The following is a 20,723-nucleotide window of genomic DNA, read 5'->3' as shown; positions in this document are numbered from 1 at the left end:
AGCTGGCTTTCTCCCCGCAAAAGGGCCTCATTCGTTTGGCCCATGCGGCGTTCAGAGCGGGGATTGACGTTGGCAACCTGAACGGATAGCTGCAGCAGGGGGGAAATCCCAGGCTTATCAAAAGTTGTTCATCATTTGTCCGGTGCGTCGAGTCGGACGCGTGCCGAGACGAAAGGTCCTCGCCGACTGGCGCTCTAAACTCAACTGTGACCCATGCGCGTCCTTAAACGTGGTTCCCTCGCGACGCATATGCATATCAAGAGCAGCAGCCGGCTAGCTAGGAGTCAATTCCTAAGGCATATGGCCACTATCGCTGGAGGTTCGGCGGCTGGTCAGCTGATCGTCTTGGCGGCGACGCCGTTCTTGTCGCGCATATACTCGCCAGCTCAGTTTGGCGAATATGCCGTCTTTTTGGCGGTGTGCAATGTTTTCGTGGCTGTTGCTTGCCTTCGTTATGACGCTGCGCTCAACGCCTCTGCCGATAATCAAATAGTTCGAGTATTTATTGTCGCTTGTTTGGCAGCTGCCGTCACTGCGGCCTTGGTACTCGTCCTCGTTAGCTCGAAATGGGGAGAGGAGTTATTTCGCCGTGCGGTGGGCGCTCAACTGAACCCATCCTGGATCGCAGCGGCTGCCTTAATTTGCGGCATCTATCAAGCAACCTCGACGTTCGCTATCCGGCGCGGCCAATTTGCGTGGTCGAGTATACTGCGTGCTGGACAGCCTGCCATGTTTTCGGTTGCCGCGATTACTCTGCCGATCGGTCTCGTCGGTAGTTGCTTGCTCGGCTTCCTCACTGCTTTGCCAGTTGCCGCGAAGTTCATCAGCGGGCTGCGGCCTGCAGATATGCGCGATGTTATCTCGGAGGCTTGGCGACTCCGCGAATTTCCATTGATGTCGCTCCCTACTTCAATCCTTGATACGGTCTCGTTGGCTATTCCGATATGGTATATCTCTTCGCACTATTCGCCAATGGATGCGGGCAACTACGCTCAGGCGCAACGACTCCTTGCCGCACCACTTATGCTGTTTGCCTTGGCCGTAGGGCAAGTTTTTATGAAGCGTGCGGGGGACATTATCCGCGCCGGGCAGTCCGTAAGAGGATTTCAGCGGCGTGTTGTGATCAGCCTGGCGGTAGCGACGTGCGTAGGCTTGGTATGTGTTGGGTTGTTCGGATCGCCAGCGCTCTCGTTACTTCTAGGAAGCCATTGGCGCACTGACACTGCGTTCCTTCTTTTGGTATTCGCTCCGGTCGCTGTGCGATGCTGCGTTTCTCCGGTAACAGGTATCTTCATTTTGCAGCGTCGGTTGCGCATCTGCGCGATCTGGCAGACGTTCTATTTTCTGGTGACTTCTGGTTTGTTTTGGACGTTTGCCGGCGACGTTTCGCTAGAGCACTTACTCGTTGTTTATGTCGGAAGCGAATTCTTCTGCTATGTCGTCTATCTTCACCTTGCTGATCGGGTTGCGCTCTAGATGTGCGGAATTGTTGGACTAATTCAGTCGAATTCAATCGACATTCGTCATGTGGTCGGAATGGCGGAGCTTATCAGCCATCGAGGTCCGGATGACGAAGGATACGTGGTTTTTCCAGAGAGGGGACCTCTTTGTCTGGCCGGCGACGACACAGCCGTGTTCGACGGAATGGACTCGTTACCGTATCGGCCGACGATACATCAACGGGACTGGCTAGGCAGTGGGGAGCGGTCATTTGTTGCCTTGGGGCACCGCCGATTGTCAATCGTCGACCTATCTCCGCTCGGCCATCAGCCTATGTCGTATATGGACCGCTACTGGATCGTCTATAACGGCGAAGTGTACAACTACATTGAGCTGCGCGAGCAATTACAACAAGACGGCTACACGTTTCGTTCCGGTACTGATACAGAAGTCTTGTTGGCCGCTTACGACAAGTGGGGTGTACAGCTGTTCGATCGCTGCAACGGCATGTGGTCCTTGGCGCTGTATGATCGGCAAACGAAAAAACTTCTGCTTGCCCGAGATCGATTCGGTATCAAGCCGCTTTACTACTTAGTCGGAGAGGGGGGCGACTCCCTGGCCTTCGCTTCCGAAATCAAAGCATTCGCAGCGTTGCCGACTTGGCGTCGTGAGATTGGAGCTCAACCCGCGTTCGATTTTCTCGCATGGGGGCTCCAAGATCATAGCGAGGAGACCCTATTCAAGGGAGTCTATCAAATTCCGCCCGGCCACTACGCCGTTGTGCAATTGGATACGAGTGGACGTTTGGTTGAAGCATTGGAGCCGAAGCTAAAGATAACCAGGTGGTATGACCTCTCGTCGAAAATACGCAGTGTACCCTTGGAGTTTAAGGACGCTGCGCAGCATCTGCGAGAACTGCTCTTGGATGCAGTGCGTTTGCGAATGCGGGCAGATGTGCCGCTTGGATCCTGTCTCTCCGGAGGACTTGATTCATCTTCCGTCGTTTGCCTGGTGCGTGGTTTGTTAGATTCGATAGGCAATACGCAGCCCCAGAGAACGTTTTCGTCATGTTCGGAATTTTCCAGCATCGATGAGCGAGATTACATTTCCGAGGTAACCCGCGGAACCAATATTCAAGAAACGCACGTCTTCCCGACTGGCGAGGAACTGTTCGATCGAATCGACGATCTGGTCTGGACGCAGGACGAGCCGTTTGGGTCGGGCAGCATTTTCGCGCAGTGGAGCATTTTTCGCGCGGTGCACGAGCAAGATGTTGTCGTTATGCTCGATGGTCAAGGCGCCGACGAGCATCTGGCTGGTTATCACGGCTTCATTGGCGCTAGGCTTTCTGGGCTTTTGCGGAAAGGGAGTTTGAGTGAATTTAGTGCAGAGCTCCAGTCTGTAAGAGCGCTACATGGTTACGGGCCTAATAAGTTCTTGCAATACTTTCTCGCAAATCTCATGCCTTCTTCAATTCGTCCGTTGGGTGCACTGGGGGGAATGACGCAGATGCGAAGAGATTGGATCGACGTCCATGCGCTCGGTGCGGTGGACCGTGATCCTATGGTGGCGCTTGGAGCGCGCGCCAAGTCGGTTCGCGAACTTTCGCTCGCCCAGCTGAGCGGAGCCAACCTGCAGATGCTTCTGCATTGGGAGGACCGAAACTCGATGGCGCATTCCATCGAAGCGCGTGTGCCATTTCTTGATTATCGCTTAGTCGAATTTGTCCTTAGTTTGCCCGACGCGTTCAAGCTCGAGCGTGGTCTAACCAAGCGCGTGCTTCGAGAGGCTATGCGTGGTCTGGTTCCTGAGAGAATATTGACTCGTCATGACAAGAAGGGGTTCTTGACCGCGGAAGAATATTGGATGAAAGGCAAGCAAGCGAGACAAGTCTCCGACAGGATTGACGAGGCGATCAAATGGTCTGGAGGAATCATCAAGCCGGCGATGCGCGAAGTGCTCTCGAACGTGTTAGCGGGTAAGGCTCCATTTAGCTACCACGTGTGGCGGGTGGTATGTTTTGGAGCGTGGCTTAAGAAATTTCAAATCCGACTGTGAGTAATATGCGACGGATAATTTCAGTAGTGGGTGCACGCCCACAGTTTGTAAAGGCTGCAGTCGTTGCGCACGCTTTTGCCGCAAAAGCTGACGTGGACCATTATATCGTTCACACTGGTCAGCATTTCGACGGGAATATGAGCGATGTCTTTTTTGCGGAGTTGCAGATTCCAGCTCCTCGATATCGTCTTGCTGTGCACGGCCTGTCTCATGGTGCGATGACTGGTCGGATGCTCGAGCAAATTGAGAGCATATTTCTGACCGAGCGGCCTGAAGCGGTTGTTGTCTATGGCGATACGAACAGCACGCTGGCCGGCGCGCTCGCTGCAGTCAAGCTGCATATTCCCGTAGCCCACGTCGAAGCAGGCCTCCGGTCAGCCAACCGCGCCATGCCCGAAGAGATTAATCGGATTGCGACAGATCACGTTAGCGACGTTCTATTCACTCCCAACGAAACTGCTTTGCGTCAGTTGCTTCTGGAGGGACTGTCGGAATCAAGCATCGAAAACGTTGGCGACGTAATGTTCGACGCATGCTTGCGCTACGGAGCGTCGGCCGTCGAAAAATTCGACCCAAAGGACTATGGCTTGGAATGCTCCGGATTCACTTTGGCAACGATCCATCGCGCGGAGAATACTGACGATCGAACACGTCTGGCCGGAATTTTTGAAGGGTTGCGTCGCTCTGGCGGTCCGGTTCTGCTGCCGCTCCATCCGCGAACGCGTGATAAGCTCACCGACTACCAATTGGCGGTACCTAGCAATGTAACTATTCTAGATCCCGTGGGCTTTATGACGATGCTACAGCTTGAGCGGTATGCCTCTTGTATCGCGACGGACTCGGGAGGTGTCCAGAAGGAGGCCTTCTTCATGCGGAAGCCTTGTGTGACAATGCGGGATGAAACCGAGTGGACCGAGTTGGTCGAAAGCGGTTGGAATACGTTGGTTGGTGCTGATCCTGATCGCATAAGTTCCGCGATCCGCGAAGCCAGGGGACCTACAGTTTGGCCGAATTTCTACGGTGACGGCCACGCTTCCGAAAAAGTTGTGGAGAGGGTTCTGTCCCTTTGCGCTGGACGAGGCCAAGACTGAAATCAGGAGCGATCGCCTGCTGCCACTGATGATCCGCTCGGCAAAGACGTGGAAGGTCTCCATCGGTGCGTTTCATGTGTATTGCTGATAGGCCCAGTCACATTTGCTAGAACCGACCCTGGGGAGATGTTATGGACGTATACGGTATTTTCGGCAGTAGGGTCTGTAAGCCCAGATCGGAAAGCTTGCGCCGATGACGACGATCTCGGCCATCGGTAGAAGATCGTAACGGATCAATTCCATGGAGAGGCTCCTACGATTCTTGGTGAAGCCTGCCTCGGGTGCATCACTTTTCATCGTCGGTATCGGCTCGTATTACGGTGTGACGATCTGGTTTTTGGACCTGTCGATGTCCGCGCGCACGCGTTCCGATATGGTCTTTCTCCCTTGGTTGGCCGCTGTCGGAGTTGCGGTAGGTTCCATGCTGTTCTTTCGAGGGCGACCTTCGACTGTCTTCGTCGATGCGCGTGGGCGCATTCTAGTCTACGGCGTGACACTCTTGTTTCTAGTGTTTTGTGTCGTGACAATGGTTACAGCGCCGTCGCTGCCTTTGTTGGATGCCTTCCGGGGGGCTACCCCTGAGCAAATTGCGGTTTCGCGTGAAAACTTTCTTAAGGCGCGGGGGTGGGGTGGGCAGCGATTTTGCCTTATCTCAATATTCTACTTGCGGGGGCCTTGCTACCCTATTGTATCTGCGTTGCGATTTTGCGGCGTTATCGTTTCCGCTGGGTGGTTTTAGGGATCTTCTTTCTGTACACTCTGGCATTCGTCGAGAAGGCCTTTTTCTTGCGATTGTTTATCCCGCTGATGGCGATTGTTGCTGTGAGTGGTACCAAGCGATTTAAGCTTACGTGGCTTCTCGCGGCGGCGGTCTTGCTGTTATTTATGAACACGTTGATTTCTGGATTTGCTGAATCTTCTGGAATGAATGCGAGGGACTTCTTGGTCTATCGGGGTCTCTACATTCCGAGTAGGACCGTCACTGACTCGCTGGATTACTGGTGGAAGAGCTATCAGGGGCAGTTATTGTTGGGCGCGACGAACCTAATGCTCTCGCAGATCATGGAATTGCCGCGGATCTATTTTGAGCGCGAAGTCTTCGTGTACGAGTGGGGGCCTTCTCTCACGGGTACCAGCGCGGCTAATGCAGCCTACTTTGTCGACGCCTTCATAAATTTTGGCTGGATCGGCGTGCTTGTTTTCAGCGTGCTGATCGGAGCGACAATTAGCTATTTTGCGCGTTCAAGCGACCGAGCTCTGCAATGTATTTTACCGCTATTCTTGTTCAGCGTCTTTCTTGGGCCTTTCCTCAGCGTTCTGATCGGTAATGGTTTTTTGTTGTGCATCATTGCGTCTTCGTGGATAAACGTTCGTCCGAAGAGCGAAAGTTCGTCTGATGCAGCTTCGGCGACGTGGGGCGCGACTTGAGATGTCGACGCATTGTGGGCTCGGATCCTGAGCTTCTGGTGCACCCTGTTATCTGGTGCACCCTGTATAGAGAGGGCGCAGAGCCTTGTCCGATGGCGTCGGAGCGTGAAGTCGTCGCTGAAGATGTGTCAGCGGGCGATGATGCCGTCATCTGGTTTGGATTTGGGTTGACATCTAGTAGCTATACCCTGCAAGGGGCATTCTTGTTCGGAGGTATTGGATGGTAACTATACATCCCACCGCAATCGTGGATGAAGGTGCCGAGATCGGTGACGGCTGTCGAATTTGGCATTGGGTTCACATTTGTGGAAAAGCTCGGATCGGCGCAGATTGTTCGCTTGGTCAAAACGTGTTTGTCGGCAACGACGTTGTCATTGGCAACAACGTAAAGGTTCAAAACAACGTTTCAGTGTATGATGCCGTCCGGATTGAAGACGATGTTTTTTGCGGGCCAAGCATGGTATTTACCAATGTTTATAATCCGCGGTCAGCGATCGCGCGGAAAGACCAGTACCGCCAAACGCTTGTGCGCAAGGGAGCGACGTTGGGAGCCAATTGCACGATAGTGTGCGGCACCACAATTGGTGAGTATGCATTCGTTGGCGCTGGGGCTGTCGTCAATCGCGACGTTGCTCCATTTGCGCTGATGTTGGGGGTTCCCGCCGCACGTCGGGGATGGATGTGCCGATGTGGCGTCCGGCTGCCGGATGCATCTGGGCGCGTTGCATGCGAAGCGTGTGGCGATAGCTATCGGATTGAGGATGAAACTTGCGAGCCTGTCTAGATCATAGTTGGCTTACTTCATTCATTTAGTCGGGAACGTCGGTGCCTCCGATCATCAACTGTCTCGATATTCGAGGTAAGACTAATGTGCGATCAACACGTCGAAGGATGCACGATGGAGGAGCCAAACTCCTTGGACGAGCAGTTTTGCGTGGTAGGCCGATCCACTTACCTGGAACCAGCAGTGGATTGGGCGCTCACTGTGCGTAGTAGGAAGCACGAATGCTCTGAATCGCATGGAGGGGCGAATCTCCGAGAAGATTGGTTCGCGGTCGTTTTCGATGATCTTCCAGCTAAGTGGGTTCCGGCGGTGCTCGTGGAGCCAATCCCTTGACGACAATACTTTTCGCGCGTGCCATGCCACTAAATGTCACCCCGGCTGTCGAACGCTATGTGAAATTCTTACGCGAGAATGGGTTCTCTGGAACAATCGTTGGCGCCGAATTAGATACTGGCAGCAGCCGAACCCCCGCAGATTTCGTCGACGAACTGTACACTTCCCGTGGTTCGTTCGAGGGGTTAAGACGTCGCGCGCAGGCCCTTGCGGCCTATCAGGCATTCTTGGTGCGCACGGTTGCTCGCGTTCGTCCCGACATCGTGCAGTTCTGCGATGTGTTCTCGGCTGTTGCGGGCATCACCAGCAAGTTGTTCGGATCTCCGCATCTCATCTTTGATATACGCGATCCCGTCAAGCTGTCCACTAGTCACTACGGGCCTTTGGTTCCGCGCGCGCTGCACTTTCTCGAGTCTCTCGCTGCTCGAGTGAGCGATGGAATTATTGTCGTGTCCCCGGAATTAATGGACTTTGTGCCCCAGGCCGCGCGCAAGCGCGCTGTCGTTATGACGAACTCGCCTGAGGAGGATCAGTTCACCGGATACCAGTTCAGCGGTGGCGACAATATAACCATTAGCCTTTCTGGATTTGTATCTTATCGACGCAACCTGGATGCTTGGTGTCGGCTCGTTGGAGATGATCCCAAACTTAAGCTTGATCTCTATGGGACCATTGCGGATGAGAGGTCGCGTCAAATTCTTGACCAGTATGGGTTCGAACAAGTCAATCGAGTTTCGCATGAGGAAGCGTTATCGCGATCGCGCGCTGCTGATATCATGGCTCTGACGTACGACCCGTCGATCGTAGTCAATCAATTCGCTGCGCCCAATAAATTCTTTGAGGGACTAATGCTAGGAAAGCCAAGCATCTGTTCGACGGGAATGCGGTTAGGGGAGCGGCTAGCACGCGAGCATTGCGGAATCGTTGTTCGATATGGGGATGTCGCTGAGCTCGCGACTGCTGTAGAGACCTTAAGGGAGCCCGCAGAGCGCCGCCGCATGGGTGAGAATGCGAGACGCCTTTTCGAGCGTGAGTATCTTGGGCAAGCGCGTAACGCGATGCGCACTCTATATGGCCGTCTCGGGCTCATTCCGATGTGAGCGCACGGTCGCGTACGCTTTCCTGCGTCAAGCGGCTAGAGCGGGTTGTTACCTAATCAATCTGGCTTACGAGTCATTCTGACGTCCGTGTAACGTGCAGTCGGCGTATCAGCTCCCTGTAGGCCGTACCAGCAGCATCCCGCGTAAATTCTTCGGAAAGGGCTTTCACTGCATTGCGACGCTTCGTGGCGAGTTCATTCGGGCGTTGAGCGATGGCCGCTATTATGCTCGCAAGGGCGGATGGTGTCTCCGGCTCAACAACCCAACCGGCGTCATGGCTGGCGAGCATGAGAGCAAGCTCGGAATCAGCTTCCGTAAGCGCGATGATCGGCCGCCCAATGGCAAGTAAGTTGTACAGTCGGCTTGGAACGGAAATGCCCGACATATTGCGACGGTAAGGTATGATCCAGGCATCGGCCGCGGTGAGAAGAAGCTCGAGCTGGTCTTCGGGTACTCGCTCGATCAACGTTACGTTAGGCAGCGAAGCCGCCTTTTGATATGCTACTAGCTGCTTCCAACCCACGCCCCACCCCGACAAAATGAAGTGGATGGACGCATCGCCAGCGAGCTTTTGAGCGGCGTCAAATACGGATTTGGGATCGTGCGTGAACCCGAGGTTGCCAGAAAGTCCGACGACGAGCTTGCCAGGGATACCTTTTCGGAAAGCGTTGCCCTGATCGATCGCGCGTTCACATGGCGGCAATGTCGACCAATGTGGAATGTAGCAGATCTTAGTCGCTGCTGACGGAGATTGTGGCGTGATGTGCTTTTCCATATCTCGTCCAATAACGACGATCGTATCCAACGCTTTAAACATCCACGAATTCATGCGCCGGATAAGTCGCGCAGCGATTGAGTCGCGGGTCACGATTCCTCCCGCGATCAAGCTCTCCGGATAAAGATCGTAAACGATCAATCCAGAGGGGGCGCCGCGAAGGCGAGCAGCGAGGGCGACAAAATATGGTAGAAGAAACGGAGTCGTAACGACGAATACCGGTGAGCTCGGTCTCGCACGCCAGAAGACTAACGCAAAAGCAACAATACAAAACCAAAGCATTGCCAAGGCTCGACGCACAAGCGCGGCCTTTGGTGCGTTCCAGGCAGGCACCTCGGAAACTGTAGGATTACCCTTAGCCCGTGAGCCCTTAGTTCCCGATATGACCAGCAACTCGTCTTCGCGCGAGATCTCTTCGGCGATCGCTGTCAAGAAAACCGCAGTCGACGTATCATCGGGACGGTAGTGCTGTGTCACCAAAATCGTCGTCATCTGTTCACACTTGAGCGGGCTCTGAAGCGCTTTGTCGTCTGGCGGATATTGCAGCGCAGAACATGATCAACAGTGACGAATCGGAGTATTTGTCAAGATCGGCCGCTTGCAAGCGACCGTCGAAGCAAGCTGTTAGGTGATCGCCGCTTAGGCAAAAAAGCGCCAGTTCTGAGGCCTTGTCATTCCGGAACGAGCAGTAATTACACCACCTTCCGATGCCGGAGTTCGCTGATCTCGTCCTTATCAAACCCGAATTCGGCCAGCAGCTCTTCGGTCTGCTCGCCGAACTCCGGCGGGCGGGCGGCCATCCTGCTCGGCGTCCGCGACAGCGTCACCGGCTGGCTGACCAGCTGGATCTGCCGGTTCTCGTCATTGGGCACGTGCTGGGCCATGCCGAGATGCTTGACTTGGGCATCCTCGAACATCTGGTCGATCGAGTAGATTGGCCCACACGGCACGCCGGCAGCGTTCAGCTCCTGCACCCAGGTCTCGGTCGATTTCTTCTCGGTCAGCGCGCCGATCCTCGCATTCAGCGCATCGCGGTTCTTTGAGCGCGCCGGGGCGGTCGCGTAGTCGGGGTCGGTGATCAGCTCGGGCGCGCCGATCGCCTGTGCACAACGCTCCCAGATCCGCCCTCCTGTCGTGGCGATGTTGATGTAGCCGTCGGAAGTCTTGAACACGCCGGTCGGGATCGAGGTCGGATGGTTGTTGCCGGCCTGTTTGGCCACTTCCTTTTCCATCAGCCAGCGCGCCGCCTGGAAATCCAGCATGAAGATCTGGGCCTGCAGCAGTGAGGTCTGCACCCACTGGCCTTCGCCAGACACGTCGCGTTCCAGCAGCGCCGTGAGGATACCGATCGCACAGAACAGGCCCGCGGTGAGGTCGGCGACGGGAATGCCGACCCGCATCGGTCCGCCGCCGGGCGCGCCGGTCACCGACATCAGGCCGCCCATGCCCTGGGCGATTTGATCGAAGCCCGGGCGCTTGTGATAGGGGCCGTCCTGGCCGAACCCGGAGATGCTGCCATAGACGATCCGCGGGTTGATCTTGCGGAGGCTCTCGTAATCTATGCCGAGCTTGGCCTTGACGTCCGGCCGGAAGTTTTCGACCACTACATCAGCCTGTTCGGCCAGCCGCTTGAACACTTCGAGCCCCTTGGGGTCCTTGAGGTTCAGCGTCATGGCGCGCTTGTTGCGGTGCAGGTTCTGGAAATCGGACCCGCCGCGCGGGCCGCCCGGCTGCTCGCCGCCGCCGTCCTCCAGAAGCGCATCGATCTTGACGACATTGGCGCCCCAATCGGCCAGCTGACGCACACAGGTCGGCCCAGACCGGACCCGGGTCAAATCCAGCACGGTGAAACGGGAAAGGGCTTGGGATGCGCGGGGAAAAGGCATTGAGACACCTCTTGTTAGGCGGGCCGCCAGGGGGGCTTCAGCCCATCTGCCATAGACAATTTGGCTGGCCTTTCCAACTGTTACCCGGATCACAAACAGGGCTGGAAACCAGCCATCGTTCCGTGGAGATCGCTCCCGCCTTTGCTGCGGCCCTAGTCTTGCCCCACGCCTCCCCGCCGTCCGCCAACCCTCGACAATCACCGCGCCGGCTGCTAGCCCCTCGCCATGCCAAATGGGTTTTGCCCTTACGGAAGAGGCACTTGAAGCGTATCGGAGCGATGGACCGAAAGCGGGCATGGCGGTGAAAAAGGGTCCATCCCATCTGCTCGGTAACTCGGCATGGAACGCGACCGCCTTCGCGGTCGCGGTGCTGCTGAACCTCGCGATCCTGCCGTTCGTGATTTTCCGGCTCGGCCTCGTCGCGTTCGGTGTTGCGGGGCTGGTGACGGCCTGTGTCGCGCCGGCGCTGATGTTCAGCAATGCACTCGGCCTTTCGACGGCGCGCGAGCTCGCGCAAAGGTTGGAACCGTCCGATCGCGACCTGGCGCGGCGATTTTTCGCGACCGCTCTCGCACTTGCCATCGTCCTCGGCGGCCTGATCGCGGCGTTGCTTGCCGTTGCCGGCGCACCGCTCGCACGACTGGGATTTCACCTCGGCGGCCCGGCCGCCGACGACCTCGGGCTCGCCTTCGCATTGGCCGGTGCCGGTTGGCTGTTCCAGTGCCTGTTCGCCGTCTTCCTCTCGTTGTTCACCGCGCGTCAGGACTATCGGCGGATCGCGTCGATCAGCATCACGGGCACGGTGGTGACGACGATGTCGATGCTGCTGCTGATCCCCTACGCGCCGCGTGCCTCGACCTTCCTCGGCTGTCAGGCCTTGGGCTTTGCGACAAATCTCGTGATGGCGTTCGCCTGGTCGCGCCACGCCTTCAGCGACTGGCTGGCGAGGCCGGCGCTCGATCGCGGCGCGCTGCGTGCGCTGGTCAAGCTTGGTGGTTGGCAGTTCGCAGCGCAAAGCGGCGCGCTGTTCGCAGGCCAGGCGGACCGCTATCTGCTCGGCGCGCTGCTGCAGCCGCAATTCGTCGGCTTCTACAGCGTCGCGCAGCGGCTGGAGGAGGCGGTCTATATCGGTGTGCTGAAGATCGGCGAGATTTTGTTCCCGTTCTTCAGCACCCTGCAGAGGGAAGATGACGATCGCAAGGTCGACCTCCTGCTGCGCTCGTCCTGGATTCTCAATGTGCTTGCCGCGAGCGCGCTGGGTGGCCTGATCCCGGTCGCAGGCGCATTGCTGCATCGATGGACCGGCGCCGAGGTCGCCGCCGAGGCCCAGCTGGTGCTGGTGGTGCTTGCGATCAGCGGAATCTTGGGGTCTAGCGCCAATGTGTTTGCGTTCTATCTGCTGTCGCAGGGGCGCTCCAGTTCCAACGCGCTGATCTCGCTCGTCACGGGCATCTTCACGCTGGCGACAAGCGCCGTCGCGCTGCCGTATTTCGGCTGGCAGGCGGCCGGTTGGAGCTCCTGCGTCGGGATGATCGCCCAGATGGTGATCACCGTGCTGTTGCTGCGGCGAACCTTCCGCCTTTCAGGTATGTGGTCACGGATGTTGCATTTCGTATTGATCCCGCTCGGCACGGGCGTAGCCATCGCGCTGGCGCTGCGTTCGCAGCTCGGCCACGCGTCATTCGACCATGCGCCGTCCTGGTGGTATGTGGTGTCGCTCTACGGCGTGTCGGCGGCGGCGATCTTTGTCGCCGCCGTTGCCGCGTCGCAGCTCGGTCCCTATCGCGCCGTGTGCTGGCGGGATCTCCGCGTCATCAGCAGTCGCTTCCTGCCCTTCAAGGCCATCTAGACATGTGCGGCATCGCAGGCATCGTCAATCTGCGCGGCGCTCCTGTGGAGCCGGCCGACATCTCGCGGCTCACCAATTTGATCGCGCATCGCGGTCCGTTCGGCGAGGGCACCTGGTTCAATGCCAAGCGAAACGTCGCGTTCGGCCACCGCCGGCTCGCCATCATCGATCCCGGCGAGGGCGGCTATCAGCCGATGGTGTCAGGCGATGGCCGCCATGTGATCGTCTACAACGGCGAGATCTACAACTTCCTCGAATTGCGCCGCGAGCTCGAGGCGAAGGGCGCGGTTTTCCGCAGCCAGTCCGATACCGAAGTGATCCTTGCCGCCTGGCAGGCATGGGGCGAGGACATGCTGCTGCGCTTCAACGGCATGTGGGCGCTGGCGATCTACGACACGGCCACGGATGATCTGTTCCTGGCGCGCGATCGCTTCGGCATCAAGCCGATGCTGTATGCGTTGTCATCCGAGCGGTTCGCGTTCGCGTCCGAGCAGCGCGCGCTGGCGCGGAGCGGGCTGGTCGAGACGTCGCTCGATGTCGACGTGGCGCGGCGGCTGTTGCTTGACCCGTTCGGGATCGAAGGCAGCGAACGGACGCTGTTCGCGCAACTGCGCCGCCTGCAGGGCGGCCACTGCATGTGGTTGCGCCGGGGGCGCGTGCAGGTGCGCCGCTGGTGGCGGACCGTGGACCATCTGCCGGCGATTCCGGATACCGAGACGGCGCGCGTCGAGCGCTTTCGCGAACTCTTTCGGGATTCCGTCGCGCTGCGGATGCGCAGCGACGTTCCGATCGGGACCTGCCTGTCCGGCGGCTTCGATTCGTCCGCGGTGATCTGCGCCATGGCAAGCCATGAGAAGGCCGGCATGGGGCCGCGTGACTCCACCGCCTGGCGGCACGCCTTTGTCGCGACCTTTCCCGGCGCCAGCAATGACGAGCGGCCGATGGCGGAGGAAGCGGCCGCGTGGGCCGAGGTGGCACCGAGCTTTCTCGAGATCGGGCGCTCCGACGCGCTCACCGACCTTGACCGCATCCTCGACGACAATGACGACGTCTATATCGGGCTGCCGAGCGCGCCGTGGTTGATCTATCGCGAGCTCCGGCGCCAGAACGTCACGGTGTCGCTCGACGGCCACGGGGCGGACGAATTGATGGGCGCCTACCTGCAGGAGGGACAGTCGGCCGCATTCCGAATCCGGAACGCAGCAGCCGCGCTCACCTCACGATCGAAGCTGGCGCAGCGCGGCATCGACTTCCTGCGCGCGCAGATGATCAGGCGCGAGGGGCACTACTTCCTGCGCGGAGGCGCTGCGGCCGCGCCTGCGCCGCTGCCGCTGGTCGCCGAGGATGACGTAGTGCCTGATACATGGGGTGCGTTGAACCGGCGCCTCTACCGAATGTTCCATTCGACCACGCTGCCCACCATCCTGCGCAATTTCGACCGGCTCTCGATGGCGCACGGGATCGAGGTCCGCATGCCGTTCATGGACTGGCGGCTGGTCACCTATACGATGGCGTTGCCGGAAACGAGCAAGTCGGCGGATGGCCTGACCAAGGTGGTGGCGCGGCAGGCGATGGCGAACCTGATGCCCGAAAGCATCCGCACCGCGCGCCGCAAGGTAGGCTTCAACTCGCCGATGCCGGAATGGCTGAACGGGCCATTGGCGGGCTGGACGGCAGAGCTGCTCAATCGGAATGTTCCGGCATTCGCCGAGTTCGTCGACGAAACGCCACTTCGAAAGGCGGTCGGCCGCTTGACGGCGTCGCAGAGCTGGGATTGGAAGAGTGTTGGCCGGATCTGGCCTTATTTGAACATGAAATGGATGTTGGCAAGGTCGTAAGATGTTCAGGCGCGCCGTGACAGATGCGATTGATTGTGTCCTTGGTTGGCGCAGCCGGTTCTCTGGAGCAGTGCGCGTCGGACGCGGATCGACGATCGCATGGCGCCGCATCAGACGCGCGGGCGGTAATGACCTGTCGGTAGGGGAAGGCTCGATTGTTCACGCCGACATTAACTTCGAGGAAACCGGAGGTAGGATTCAAATTGGCAGCCGGACGTTCATCGGGCGAAGCCATCTCGTTTGCTACCGAAGCCTCACTATTGGTGACGACGTCATCATGTCGTGGGGAATCACGATCGTAGATCACGATTCGCACAGCATCGACTGGATGGACCGCCGCAACGATGTCCGGGAATGGGCGTCTGGTCGAAAGAATTGGCATAAGATTGCGCATGCGCCAGTCGTGATATCTGACCGGGCCTGGATCGGGTTCAATGTGAGCATCCTGAAAGGGGTTTCGATAGGGACGGGGGCAGTCATTGGAGCGTGTTCGGTTGTCACTCGTGACATTCCGCCCTATTCGTTGGCCGTCGGTAATCCGGCGAGAGTCGTTCGGCTGCTCGGTCAACCTTCAGACGAAAATCGCGAGCCTTAATCGTCATGCGTCTCTTTCAGAACAATGGTCTCTCGCGCGGCTTTCGCGCGCACCGTCGCGAGACGGCCTATCGGAATTTTGCTGCCGGGCGAGCGCAGTTTCTCGATACGCGGTTCACGGCATCGCATATCCTCCTGCCGGTCCTCACCGACAGCCCCGACGCCTTCTACACGAATGGAGACGACGAGCGCCTGCAGTTGCTTTGGGCGAAGGAGAATAATCTCCGAACGGACGATCTGGAGCAAATCCTGCTGGCTCAGATCGAGCAGCATCGCACCGAGGTGTTCTACAATCTCGATCCGATACGCTATTCCAGCAAGTTCGTTGCGAAGCTGCCGGGATGTGTGAAAAAGTCTATCGCCTGGAGGGCCGCGCCCTCCGGAAACGCGGATTTGACGGAATACGGCCTCGTCGTATGCAACTTTGCATCGATCCTCGAGAATTGGCGACAAAAGGGGTGCAATGTCGCATCTTTCTTTCCAGCGCATGATCCGGTGATGGACAGCTACGCCAATGGTCGTGCGGAGGAGCTTGATGTTATTTTCATTGGTGGATACACGCGTCATCATGTCAAGCGCAGTCAAGCGATGCGAGCTGCGGCGTCGGCGCCCGGAGTCCGCGCGCGCCTTTATCTTGAGGATTCGCGCCTCACGCGGCTCGCGAATGCCCTCGCTCCGTTACCAGTGCTTCGTTCATACCGCCACCCGGAAGATATTCGCTTGATCCGCGCCGATCCGGTGTACGGACGAGATGCCTATGCCGCGATGGCAAAGAGCCGAATGGTGTTCAATGGCGCGATCGACATGGCCGGCGAAGACCGTGGCAACATGAGATGCTTCGAAACGCCTGGATGCGGCTCGGTTTTATTGACGGATGCGGGACACTATCCGGAGGGTTTCGTTGATGGCGAAACCATGCTGGTATACTCGTCGCCTGAGCAAATACCGGAGTTGATCGGCAAGCTGATGAAAGACGAGAAGCTTGCAACATCGATCGCCCAAGCGGGGCATGCAATGGTGAAGGAGCGCTATAGTAAGGCGCTGCAGTGGACCAAGTTCCAAGAGCTAATTTGACCGCTCTGCGAAAGTCAAAGTGTTTGCATGTCGAGTGAGAAAGCATTCGCGACCTGGGAGGAGGCGGTAGTTTGGCTGCGCAGTCAGCCGGACCAACGCCAGCTTGTGCTCGACGCGTTTTACGACGATCCGCTGGTTGGCGCCGCCGAGCGCTATTTCCAAAGCTCCGAGTGGCAGGCGATTACTGCGTTGCTGGCCGGACGATGCGGTACCGCACTTGACGTGGGTGCCGGTCGCGGCATTGCGAGCTACGCGCTTGCCCGAAGCGGCTTTGCCGTGAGAGCGCTCGAGCCGGATCCCAGCGCGATCGTGGGAGCGTCGGCGATCCGCGATCTGGCACGGCAGACGCAACTGCCGATTCGCGTGGTCGAGGAGTTTTCCGAGCGGCTGCCGTTCGCCGACGCGACGTTCGATCTCGTCTTCGCCCGCGCCGTGCTGCACCATACGCGCGATCTCGAGGGAGCATGCAGGGAGATGTTTCGCGTGCTGCGGCCCGGCGGCATGCTGATCGCGGCGCGCGAGCATGTCATCAGCAAGGAGGCGGACCTTCCTCAGTTCCTCGCGCAGCATCCGTTGCATCATCTTTACGGGGGCGAGCATGCCTTCCTGCTCGATCGCTACACCGGCGCGCTGACCGCTGCGGGCTTTTCCGTGATCGACACGCTGGCGCCGCTGCAAAGCCCGATCAACCTGTTTCCCTATACGCTGGAGACCCTGAAATCTGCGATCGTGACCAGGTTGACGCAAAAGGTTCCAGTGGCGCCGCTGTGGCGAACCGCGTTTGCGTCACGTCTTGTGTTCGGCTCGCTGCTGTCGATGGCCGAACGTTTCGACAATCGACCGGGCCGGCTCTACTCCTTTGTCTGTCACAAGGCCTGAGCGATGATCGTCTGGGTCACAGGCGCGAATGGGTTCATCGGCCGCCATCTTGTGCATGAGCTGGCGGGAGCGGGCCATGCGGTGCACGGCGTCGGGCACGGCGCACTCGATGCAGCGGAATCCCGGCGGCTTGGTTTGCAGAGCTGGATCAACGGTGAAATCGACGCGGCCAATCTCAACGCGCTCGCAGCCGCGCACGGGCTACCGGCGCAGATCTTTCATCTGGCTGGCGGATCGTCGGTCGGCATCTCGATCGAGCGGCCGTTCGAAGACTTTTCGCGGACCGTGGCGAGCACCGCGCGGCTGCTCGAATGGCTGCGCGGATCTGCGCCGAACAGCGTCGTGATCGCGGCGTCAAGTGCGGCCGTTTATGGAGCCGACCATGTCGGCCCGATCGCTGAAAGCTCAATCGCAACTCCGATGTCGCCCTACGGGCAGCACAAGTTGATGATGGAGCAATTGTGTGGGAGCTACGCGCAGTCGTTTGGCATCCGCTGTGCGATCGTGCGGCTGTTCTCAGTCTATGGACCCAATTTGCGCAAGCAGCTCCTCTGGGATATCTGCTCGCGGCTGGCGGCCAAGGAGCAGGTGCTCACGCTTGGCGGGACCGGCAACGAAATCCGCGACTGGACCGACGTGCGCGATGTCACAAGGCTGCTCGCAAGCGTCGCGTCACCGTCGTCGCAGGCGGCCCTGCGGGTCATCAACGGCGGGTCGGGCCGCGGGACCAGCGTTGCCGATATCGCCGCCGGTCTCATCCGGCAGTGGGGCAGCAACACCGTTGTGCGACACTCGGGCGTAAGCCGGCCCGGCGATCCGCTGTGTCTGTTGGCCGACGATGCCGTGCTGCGCCAGATCGGGTTCGATTGGCGCATTCCGCTTGATCAGGGCCTTGCGGATTACGTGACCTGGTTCAAGGAGCAGGCTTCGTGACGCCCCGCCCATTGCGAATCGCGTTTAGTCATATTTCACGTCGGCTATGGGCCGGCGGGTACAACTATCAAAGTAATCTGTTCGCAGCGCTCGACCGGTTTCGGCCTGCTGAATTCATTCCGGTTCTCTTTGCCGGGATGCAAGCTGACGAGAATGAACTTGCCGACCTCGCGGCGATATCAAATGTCGAGATTGTGAGATCAAACGCATTCGACGGACAACCTGGCCTAACGGCAGCGCTTGCGCTCGGCTTAGACAAGGGTGCTGCAACGGCATTTCGGATAGCTCGGATCGATCTGGTCGTTGAATCGGCGCGCTTTTTCGGTTGGCGGCTGCCCATCCCGACAATAGCTTGGATTCCCGATCTGCAGCATCGCACTTTGCCTCATCTGTTTCCGAGGGCCGCACGCTGGCGTCGCGAGTTTGGGTTCCGCATGCAGATCGCATCGGGTCGAACCATCATGCTGAGTAGCGAAAGCGCTCTGCTTGACTTCAAGACCTACTATCCACGTGCTAGAAACCGCGTCGCCGTTGTCCGCTTTGCGGTCCGGCCGCCAACTGCCTTCCTGAGCACGAATCCATCCGAAGTCGTCGAAGCATATGGTCTGCCGGCGAACTACCTCTATCTTCCCAATCAGTTCTATCGCCACAAAAACCACCATCTCGTTGTTGAGGCCTTGACGATCTTGAAGCGTCGCGGGGTCGATGTGGTCATTTGTGCATCCGGCAGCCCAGAGGATCGACGTGAGCCGGGGTACTACAATCTCATTAATTCGGAGATTGGTAAGCGCGGCCTTGGTGCCCACTTCCGTCATGTCGGTGTCATCCCTCTATCCCACGTCTACGCGCTGTTACGGGCGTCGACTGCCTTGCTTAATCCGTCACGCTTCGAGGGTTGGAGCACAACTGTTGAGGAGGCCAAATCGTTTGGCGTTCCGATGGTCCTATCCGATATCGCCGTGCACCGAGAACAGACCGAGGGTAGTGCGCGGTATTTCAGCGTGGATGATCCGGTAGCACTGGCTGACCATATTGCGCAGGTCTCCCGCGAAGCTCGCGGGCTGGTTAATCGTGATGTCGTTCCGCATCACGATGACGCCGTCGGCGCGTTTGCTGCAAGCTTTGCGTTCACAGTACATCAGGCCCTGCAACAGAATGCCGGGCGGTTGCAAATGAGCCGTTCTGGATCGTAGGCGTTACATACCAAAGCAAAAACAGCAGAATCGCTCCGTGTGTAAGCAATACCGTCGTAAACGGTACATTGAGAAGCAATTGAACTAAGACAGCTCCGGATACAAGGACGAGACGGTGCGGGAGATGGGCCGATGCCCGGTTTGCCAGTGCGATCACCAGTCCGCAAACGAAGGCCGTGATGGGAGCGAATGGTGCTCCGACAGACGCAATGCCTTCCGTCGCAAATAGGGACGCGTTGAAGTGTCCACCGGTAGGAAAAGCGTTATAGATGACGACTGAAATCTGCTCGTGGTAGGGACACGGCATTAGTGGCTTGAGCGCGCTAATTTGGCAAAAGTGGGTTAGATCGTGTCTGAAGAAAAAGTCGTTATAGTAGTCCATTGCGAGTGATGGAATTGCGACCATGCGAAAGTTTACCAGAGCGAAATAAGATCTCGCTGCCTCGAGCGAGACCCAGTTGTACTTGGCTAGCGCATAGAAGAGGATTCCAGCCACGAGAGGTCCGAGCAGCGAGACGATGACTGCTGTCCTTAACTCAAGGAGCTTTGAAAAGAGCAGCATTGCGATGAGCCAGGCAGACGTCAAGAGAGATACTTTACTGAGCGTAATCGGGTAAAAAGCGAGAAGGAGTAGGAGCGCTAATGTCGCTCGACAATATTTCCTTAGCTCTATGCAGCAAGCAAAGGAGAACGGCAAAAGTGCTCCACTCGTGATGCCGATCATGTAATTCAATAGCTTCGGCATATTCAATGCGTTGCGATAGTCATAAATTTGCTCCATCGAGACGATCTTAAAATTGTACTGTGCCCCGATCGATATCACCCCTATGCCAAGTACTAGGATTGTGCTGATGAGTCGGTCGGCGGCCAAAGGCGAGAGAGTGTACCGTTGAGGTAAAGGAGTTTTGATGAACAGTGCAGGCGCGATGAATGCGAGCGCCGACACGGCGGCCGAAAAGCCGCTCAAGAGATGATTGTACGTGAATGCAGAGAATTGATTGAGCCAGAGATAGCCTGCGATCATGATGAAGAAATAGAAGCCTACGAAATAGCCGAAGCTAAACTCTGCATAGGCAAACAAAATTCCGATTATTGTAAACGTTGCCACGATGGCGCTTGCCCATGGAAAGTCGTCCAGCTGAAATCGAATATGATACTCTGGGTAAATTTGTGCGGCGCATGCAAGTGATGCGCATGTTGCTGCAGCACAAAGGAAAGCCAGGGCCGCTACGCGGCAGCGTTCAAGCGTTGGTTGACCAATCCCGCGCAAGTCGTGTCTCCATAGTTGCGCCCTAGTAGCGACAGGCCACCGGGCGTCGAGCCCCTAGGCGCGGGCAACGGACAGCCGTTTTCAGCGGCCGCGCATATCGCAATCCATCTATCTCGTCCTACTTATGAGAACCAGATGCGAACGCCGTTTTATCGTGTTTCAGACGGGTAGGTTGTCGAATTCGTTGTGCGGCTCATC

The 20,723-nt window shown here is 57.8% G+C and carries 16 protein-coding genes; 13 read left to right on the top strand and 3 right to left on the bottom strand.

Features of this window, described 5'->3' with window-relative positions; all coding sequences use genetic code 11:
• Window positions 1-300 precede the first annotated feature (300 nt).
• The 6 genes from ACVMDN_RS23610 (at window position 301) to ACVMDN_RS23585 (ending at window position 8,234) form a co-directional block, all read left to right on the top strand.
• Window positions 301-1,476: a lipopolysaccharide biosynthesis protein gene (locus ACVMDN_RS23610; protein WP_092089894.1), complete on the top strand. Its 1,176-nt coding sequence runs from the start codon at window positions 301-303 to the stop codon at window positions 1,474-1,476.
• A complete protein-coding gene (gene asnB / locus ACVMDN_RS23605) occupies window positions 1,477-3,498 on the top strand; it encodes an asparagine synthase (glutamine-hydrolyzing) (protein ID WP_456834896.1) in 2,022 nt (673 codons plus the stop codon).
• Window positions 3,499-3,503: 5 nt separating this feature from the next.
• Window positions 3,504-4,589: a non-hydrolyzing UDP-N-acetylglucosamine 2-epimerase gene (gene wecB, locus ACVMDN_RS23600; RefSeq protein ID WP_456834897.1), complete on the top strand. Its 1,086-nt coding sequence runs from the start codon at window positions 3,504-3,506 to the stop codon at window positions 4,587-4,589.
• A 624-nt stretch (window positions 4,590-5,213) separates the two neighbouring features.
• On the top strand, window positions 5,214-6,017 hold the full coding sequence (locus ACVMDN_RS23595) for a hypothetical protein (protein ID WP_456843654.1): 804 nt from the start codon (window positions 5,214-5,216) through the stop codon (window positions 6,015-6,017).
• 220 nt (window positions 6,018-6,237) lie between these two features.
• Window positions 6,238-6,801 carry an acyltransferase gene (locus ACVMDN_RS23590; protein WP_092089898.1) on the top strand — a complete coding sequence of 188 codons (564 nt, stop codon included), beginning with the start codon at window positions 6,238-6,240 and terminating at the stop codon, window positions 6,799-6,801.
• Between the two features lie 329 nt (window positions 6,802-7,130).
• Window positions 7,131-8,234 (top strand): glycosyltransferase family protein, encoded by a 1,104-nt coding sequence (locus tag ACVMDN_RS23585; RefSeq protein WP_456834899.1) that lies wholly within the window; start codon window positions 7,131-7,133, stop codon window positions 8,232-8,234.
• A gap of 73 nt (window positions 8,235-8,307) precedes the next feature.
• Here ACVMDN_RS23585 and ACVMDN_RS23580 read toward each other — a convergent pair whose 3' ends face one another.
• Window positions 8,308-9,501, bottom strand: a complete 1,194-nt coding sequence (locus ACVMDN_RS23580; protein WP_456834900.1) for a glycosyltransferase family 4 protein — start codon at window positions 9,499-9,501, stop codon at window positions 8,308-8,310.
• A gap of 200 nt (window positions 9,502-9,701) precedes the next feature.
• A complete protein-coding gene (locus ACVMDN_RS23575; RefSeq protein ID WP_092089901.1) occupies window positions 9,702-10,895 on the bottom strand; it encodes a CaiB/BaiF CoA transferase family protein in 1,194 nt (397 codons plus the stop codon).
• 295 nt (window positions 10,896-11,190) lie between these two features.
• On the opposite strand from ACVMDN_RS23575, the gene ACVMDN_RS23570 reads away from it, so the two are divergent.
• Genes ACVMDN_RS23570 through ACVMDN_RS23540 form a run of 7 tightly spaced genes read left to right on the top strand, consistent with a single transcriptional unit; the run spans window position 11,191 to window position 19,255 of the window.
• Window positions 11,191-12,744, top strand: coding sequence for a lipopolysaccharide biosynthesis protein (locus ACVMDN_RS23570; RefSeq protein ID WP_456834901.1), 1,554 nt, complete (start codon window positions 11,191-11,193; stop codon window positions 12,742-12,744).
• Window positions 12,745-12,746: 2 nt separating this feature from the next.
• Complete coding sequence (asnB, locus tag ACVMDN_RS23565) at window positions 12,747-14,582, top strand: asparagine synthase (glutamine-hydrolyzing) (protein WP_456834902.1); 1,836 nt, start codon at window positions 12,747-12,749, stop codon at window positions 14,580-14,582.
• 1 nt (window position 14,583) lies between these two features.
• Window positions 14,584-15,177: an acyltransferase gene (locus ACVMDN_RS23560; RefSeq protein WP_456834903.1), complete on the top strand. Its 594-nt coding sequence runs from the start codon at window positions 14,584-14,586 to the stop codon at window positions 15,175-15,177.
• A gap of 5 nt (window positions 15,178-15,182) precedes the next feature.
• Window positions 15,183-16,250 carry a glycosyltransferase family protein gene (locus ACVMDN_RS23555; RefSeq protein WP_456834904.1) on the top strand — a complete coding sequence of 356 codons (1,068 nt, stop codon included), beginning with the start codon at window positions 15,183-15,185 and terminating at the stop codon, window positions 16,248-16,250.
• Between the two features lie 27 nt (window positions 16,251-16,277).
• Window positions 16,278-17,129, top strand: coding sequence for a class I SAM-dependent methyltransferase (locus ACVMDN_RS23550; RefSeq protein WP_456834905.1), 852 nt, complete (start codon window positions 16,278-16,280; stop codon window positions 17,127-17,129).
• A gap of 3 nt (window positions 17,130-17,132) precedes the next feature.
• The gene (locus ACVMDN_RS23545; RefSeq protein ID WP_456834906.1) at window positions 17,133-18,062 is read left to right on the top strand and encodes an NAD-dependent epimerase/dehydratase family protein; all 930 of its coding nucleotides are present in this window, start codon (window positions 17,133-17,135) and stop codon (window positions 18,060-18,062) included.
• Window positions 18,059-19,255, top strand: a complete 1,197-nt coding sequence (locus ACVMDN_RS23540) for a glycosyltransferase family 4 protein (RefSeq protein ID WP_456834907.1) — start codon at window positions 18,059-18,061, stop codon at window positions 19,253-19,255. Before ACVMDN_RS23545 ends, ACVMDN_RS23540 begins: the two co-directional genes overlap by 4 nt.
• Here the strand turns inward: ACVMDN_RS23540 and ACVMDN_RS23535 are convergent.
• Complete coding sequence (locus ACVMDN_RS23535; protein ID WP_456834908.1) at window positions 19,191-20,525, bottom strand: hypothetical protein; 1,335 nt, start codon at window positions 20,523-20,525, stop codon at window positions 19,191-19,193. The genes ACVMDN_RS23540 and ACVMDN_RS23535 overlap by 65 nt on opposite strands.
• Window positions 20,526-20,723: the final 198 nt, after the last annotated feature.

The sequence above is a fragment of the Bradyrhizobium sp. USDA 4510 genome (genome assembly GCF_054059095.1).
This window is presented reverse-complemented; position numbering and strand designations above follow the sequence as displayed.

What these genes read in the sequence shown, in the direction of transcription:
- asnB (WP_456834896.1), top strand. Translation starts at nt 1,477, where the DNA reads ATGTGCGGAATTGTTGGACTAATTCAGTCGAATTCAATCGACATTCGT.
- ACVMDN_RS23560 (WP_456834903.1), top strand. Translation starts at nt 14,584, where the DNA reads ATGTTCAGGCGCGCCGTGACAGATGCGATTGATTGTGTCCTTGGTTGG.
- ACVMDN_RS23550 (WP_456834905.1), top strand. Translation starts at nt 16,278, where the DNA reads ATGTCGAGTGAGAAAGCATTCGCGACCTGGGAGGAGGCGGTAGTTTGG.
- ACVMDN_RS23570 (WP_456834901.1), top strand. Translation starts at nt 11,191, where the DNA reads ATGGCGGTGAAAAAGGGTCCATCCCATCTGCTCGGTAACTCGGCATGG.
- ACVMDN_RS23590 (WP_092089898.1), top strand. Translation starts at nt 6,238, where the DNA reads ATGGTAACTATACATCCCACCGCAATCGTGGATGAAGGTGCCGAGATC.
- asnB (WP_456834902.1), top strand. Translation starts at nt 12,747, where the DNA reads ATGTGCGGCATCGCAGGCATCGTCAATCTGCGCGGCGCTCCTGTGGAG.
- ACVMDN_RS23555 (WP_456834904.1), top strand. Translation starts at nt 15,183, where the DNA reads ATGCGTCTCTTTCAGAACAATGGTCTCTCGCGCGGCTTTCGCGCGCAC.
- ACVMDN_RS23575 (WP_092089901.1), bottom strand. Translation starts at nt 10,895, where the DNA reads ATGCCTTTTCCCCGCGCATCCCAAGCCCTTTCCCGTTTCACCGTGCTG.
- ACVMDN_RS23545 (WP_456834906.1), top strand. Translation starts at nt 17,133, where the DNA reads ATGATCGTCTGGGTCACAGGCGCGAATGGGTTCATCGGCCGCCATCTT.
- ACVMDN_RS23610 (WP_092089894.1), top strand. Translation starts at nt 301, where the DNA reads ATGGCCACTATCGCTGGAGGTTCGGCGGCTGGTCAGCTGATCGTCTTG.
- ACVMDN_RS23580 (WP_456834900.1), bottom strand. Translation starts at nt 9,501, where the DNA reads ATGACGACGATTTTGGTGACACAGCACTACCGTCCCGATGATACGTCG.
- wecB (WP_456834897.1), top strand. Translation starts at nt 3,504, where the DNA reads ATGCGACGGATAATTTCAGTAGTGGGTGCACGCCCACAGTTTGTAAAG.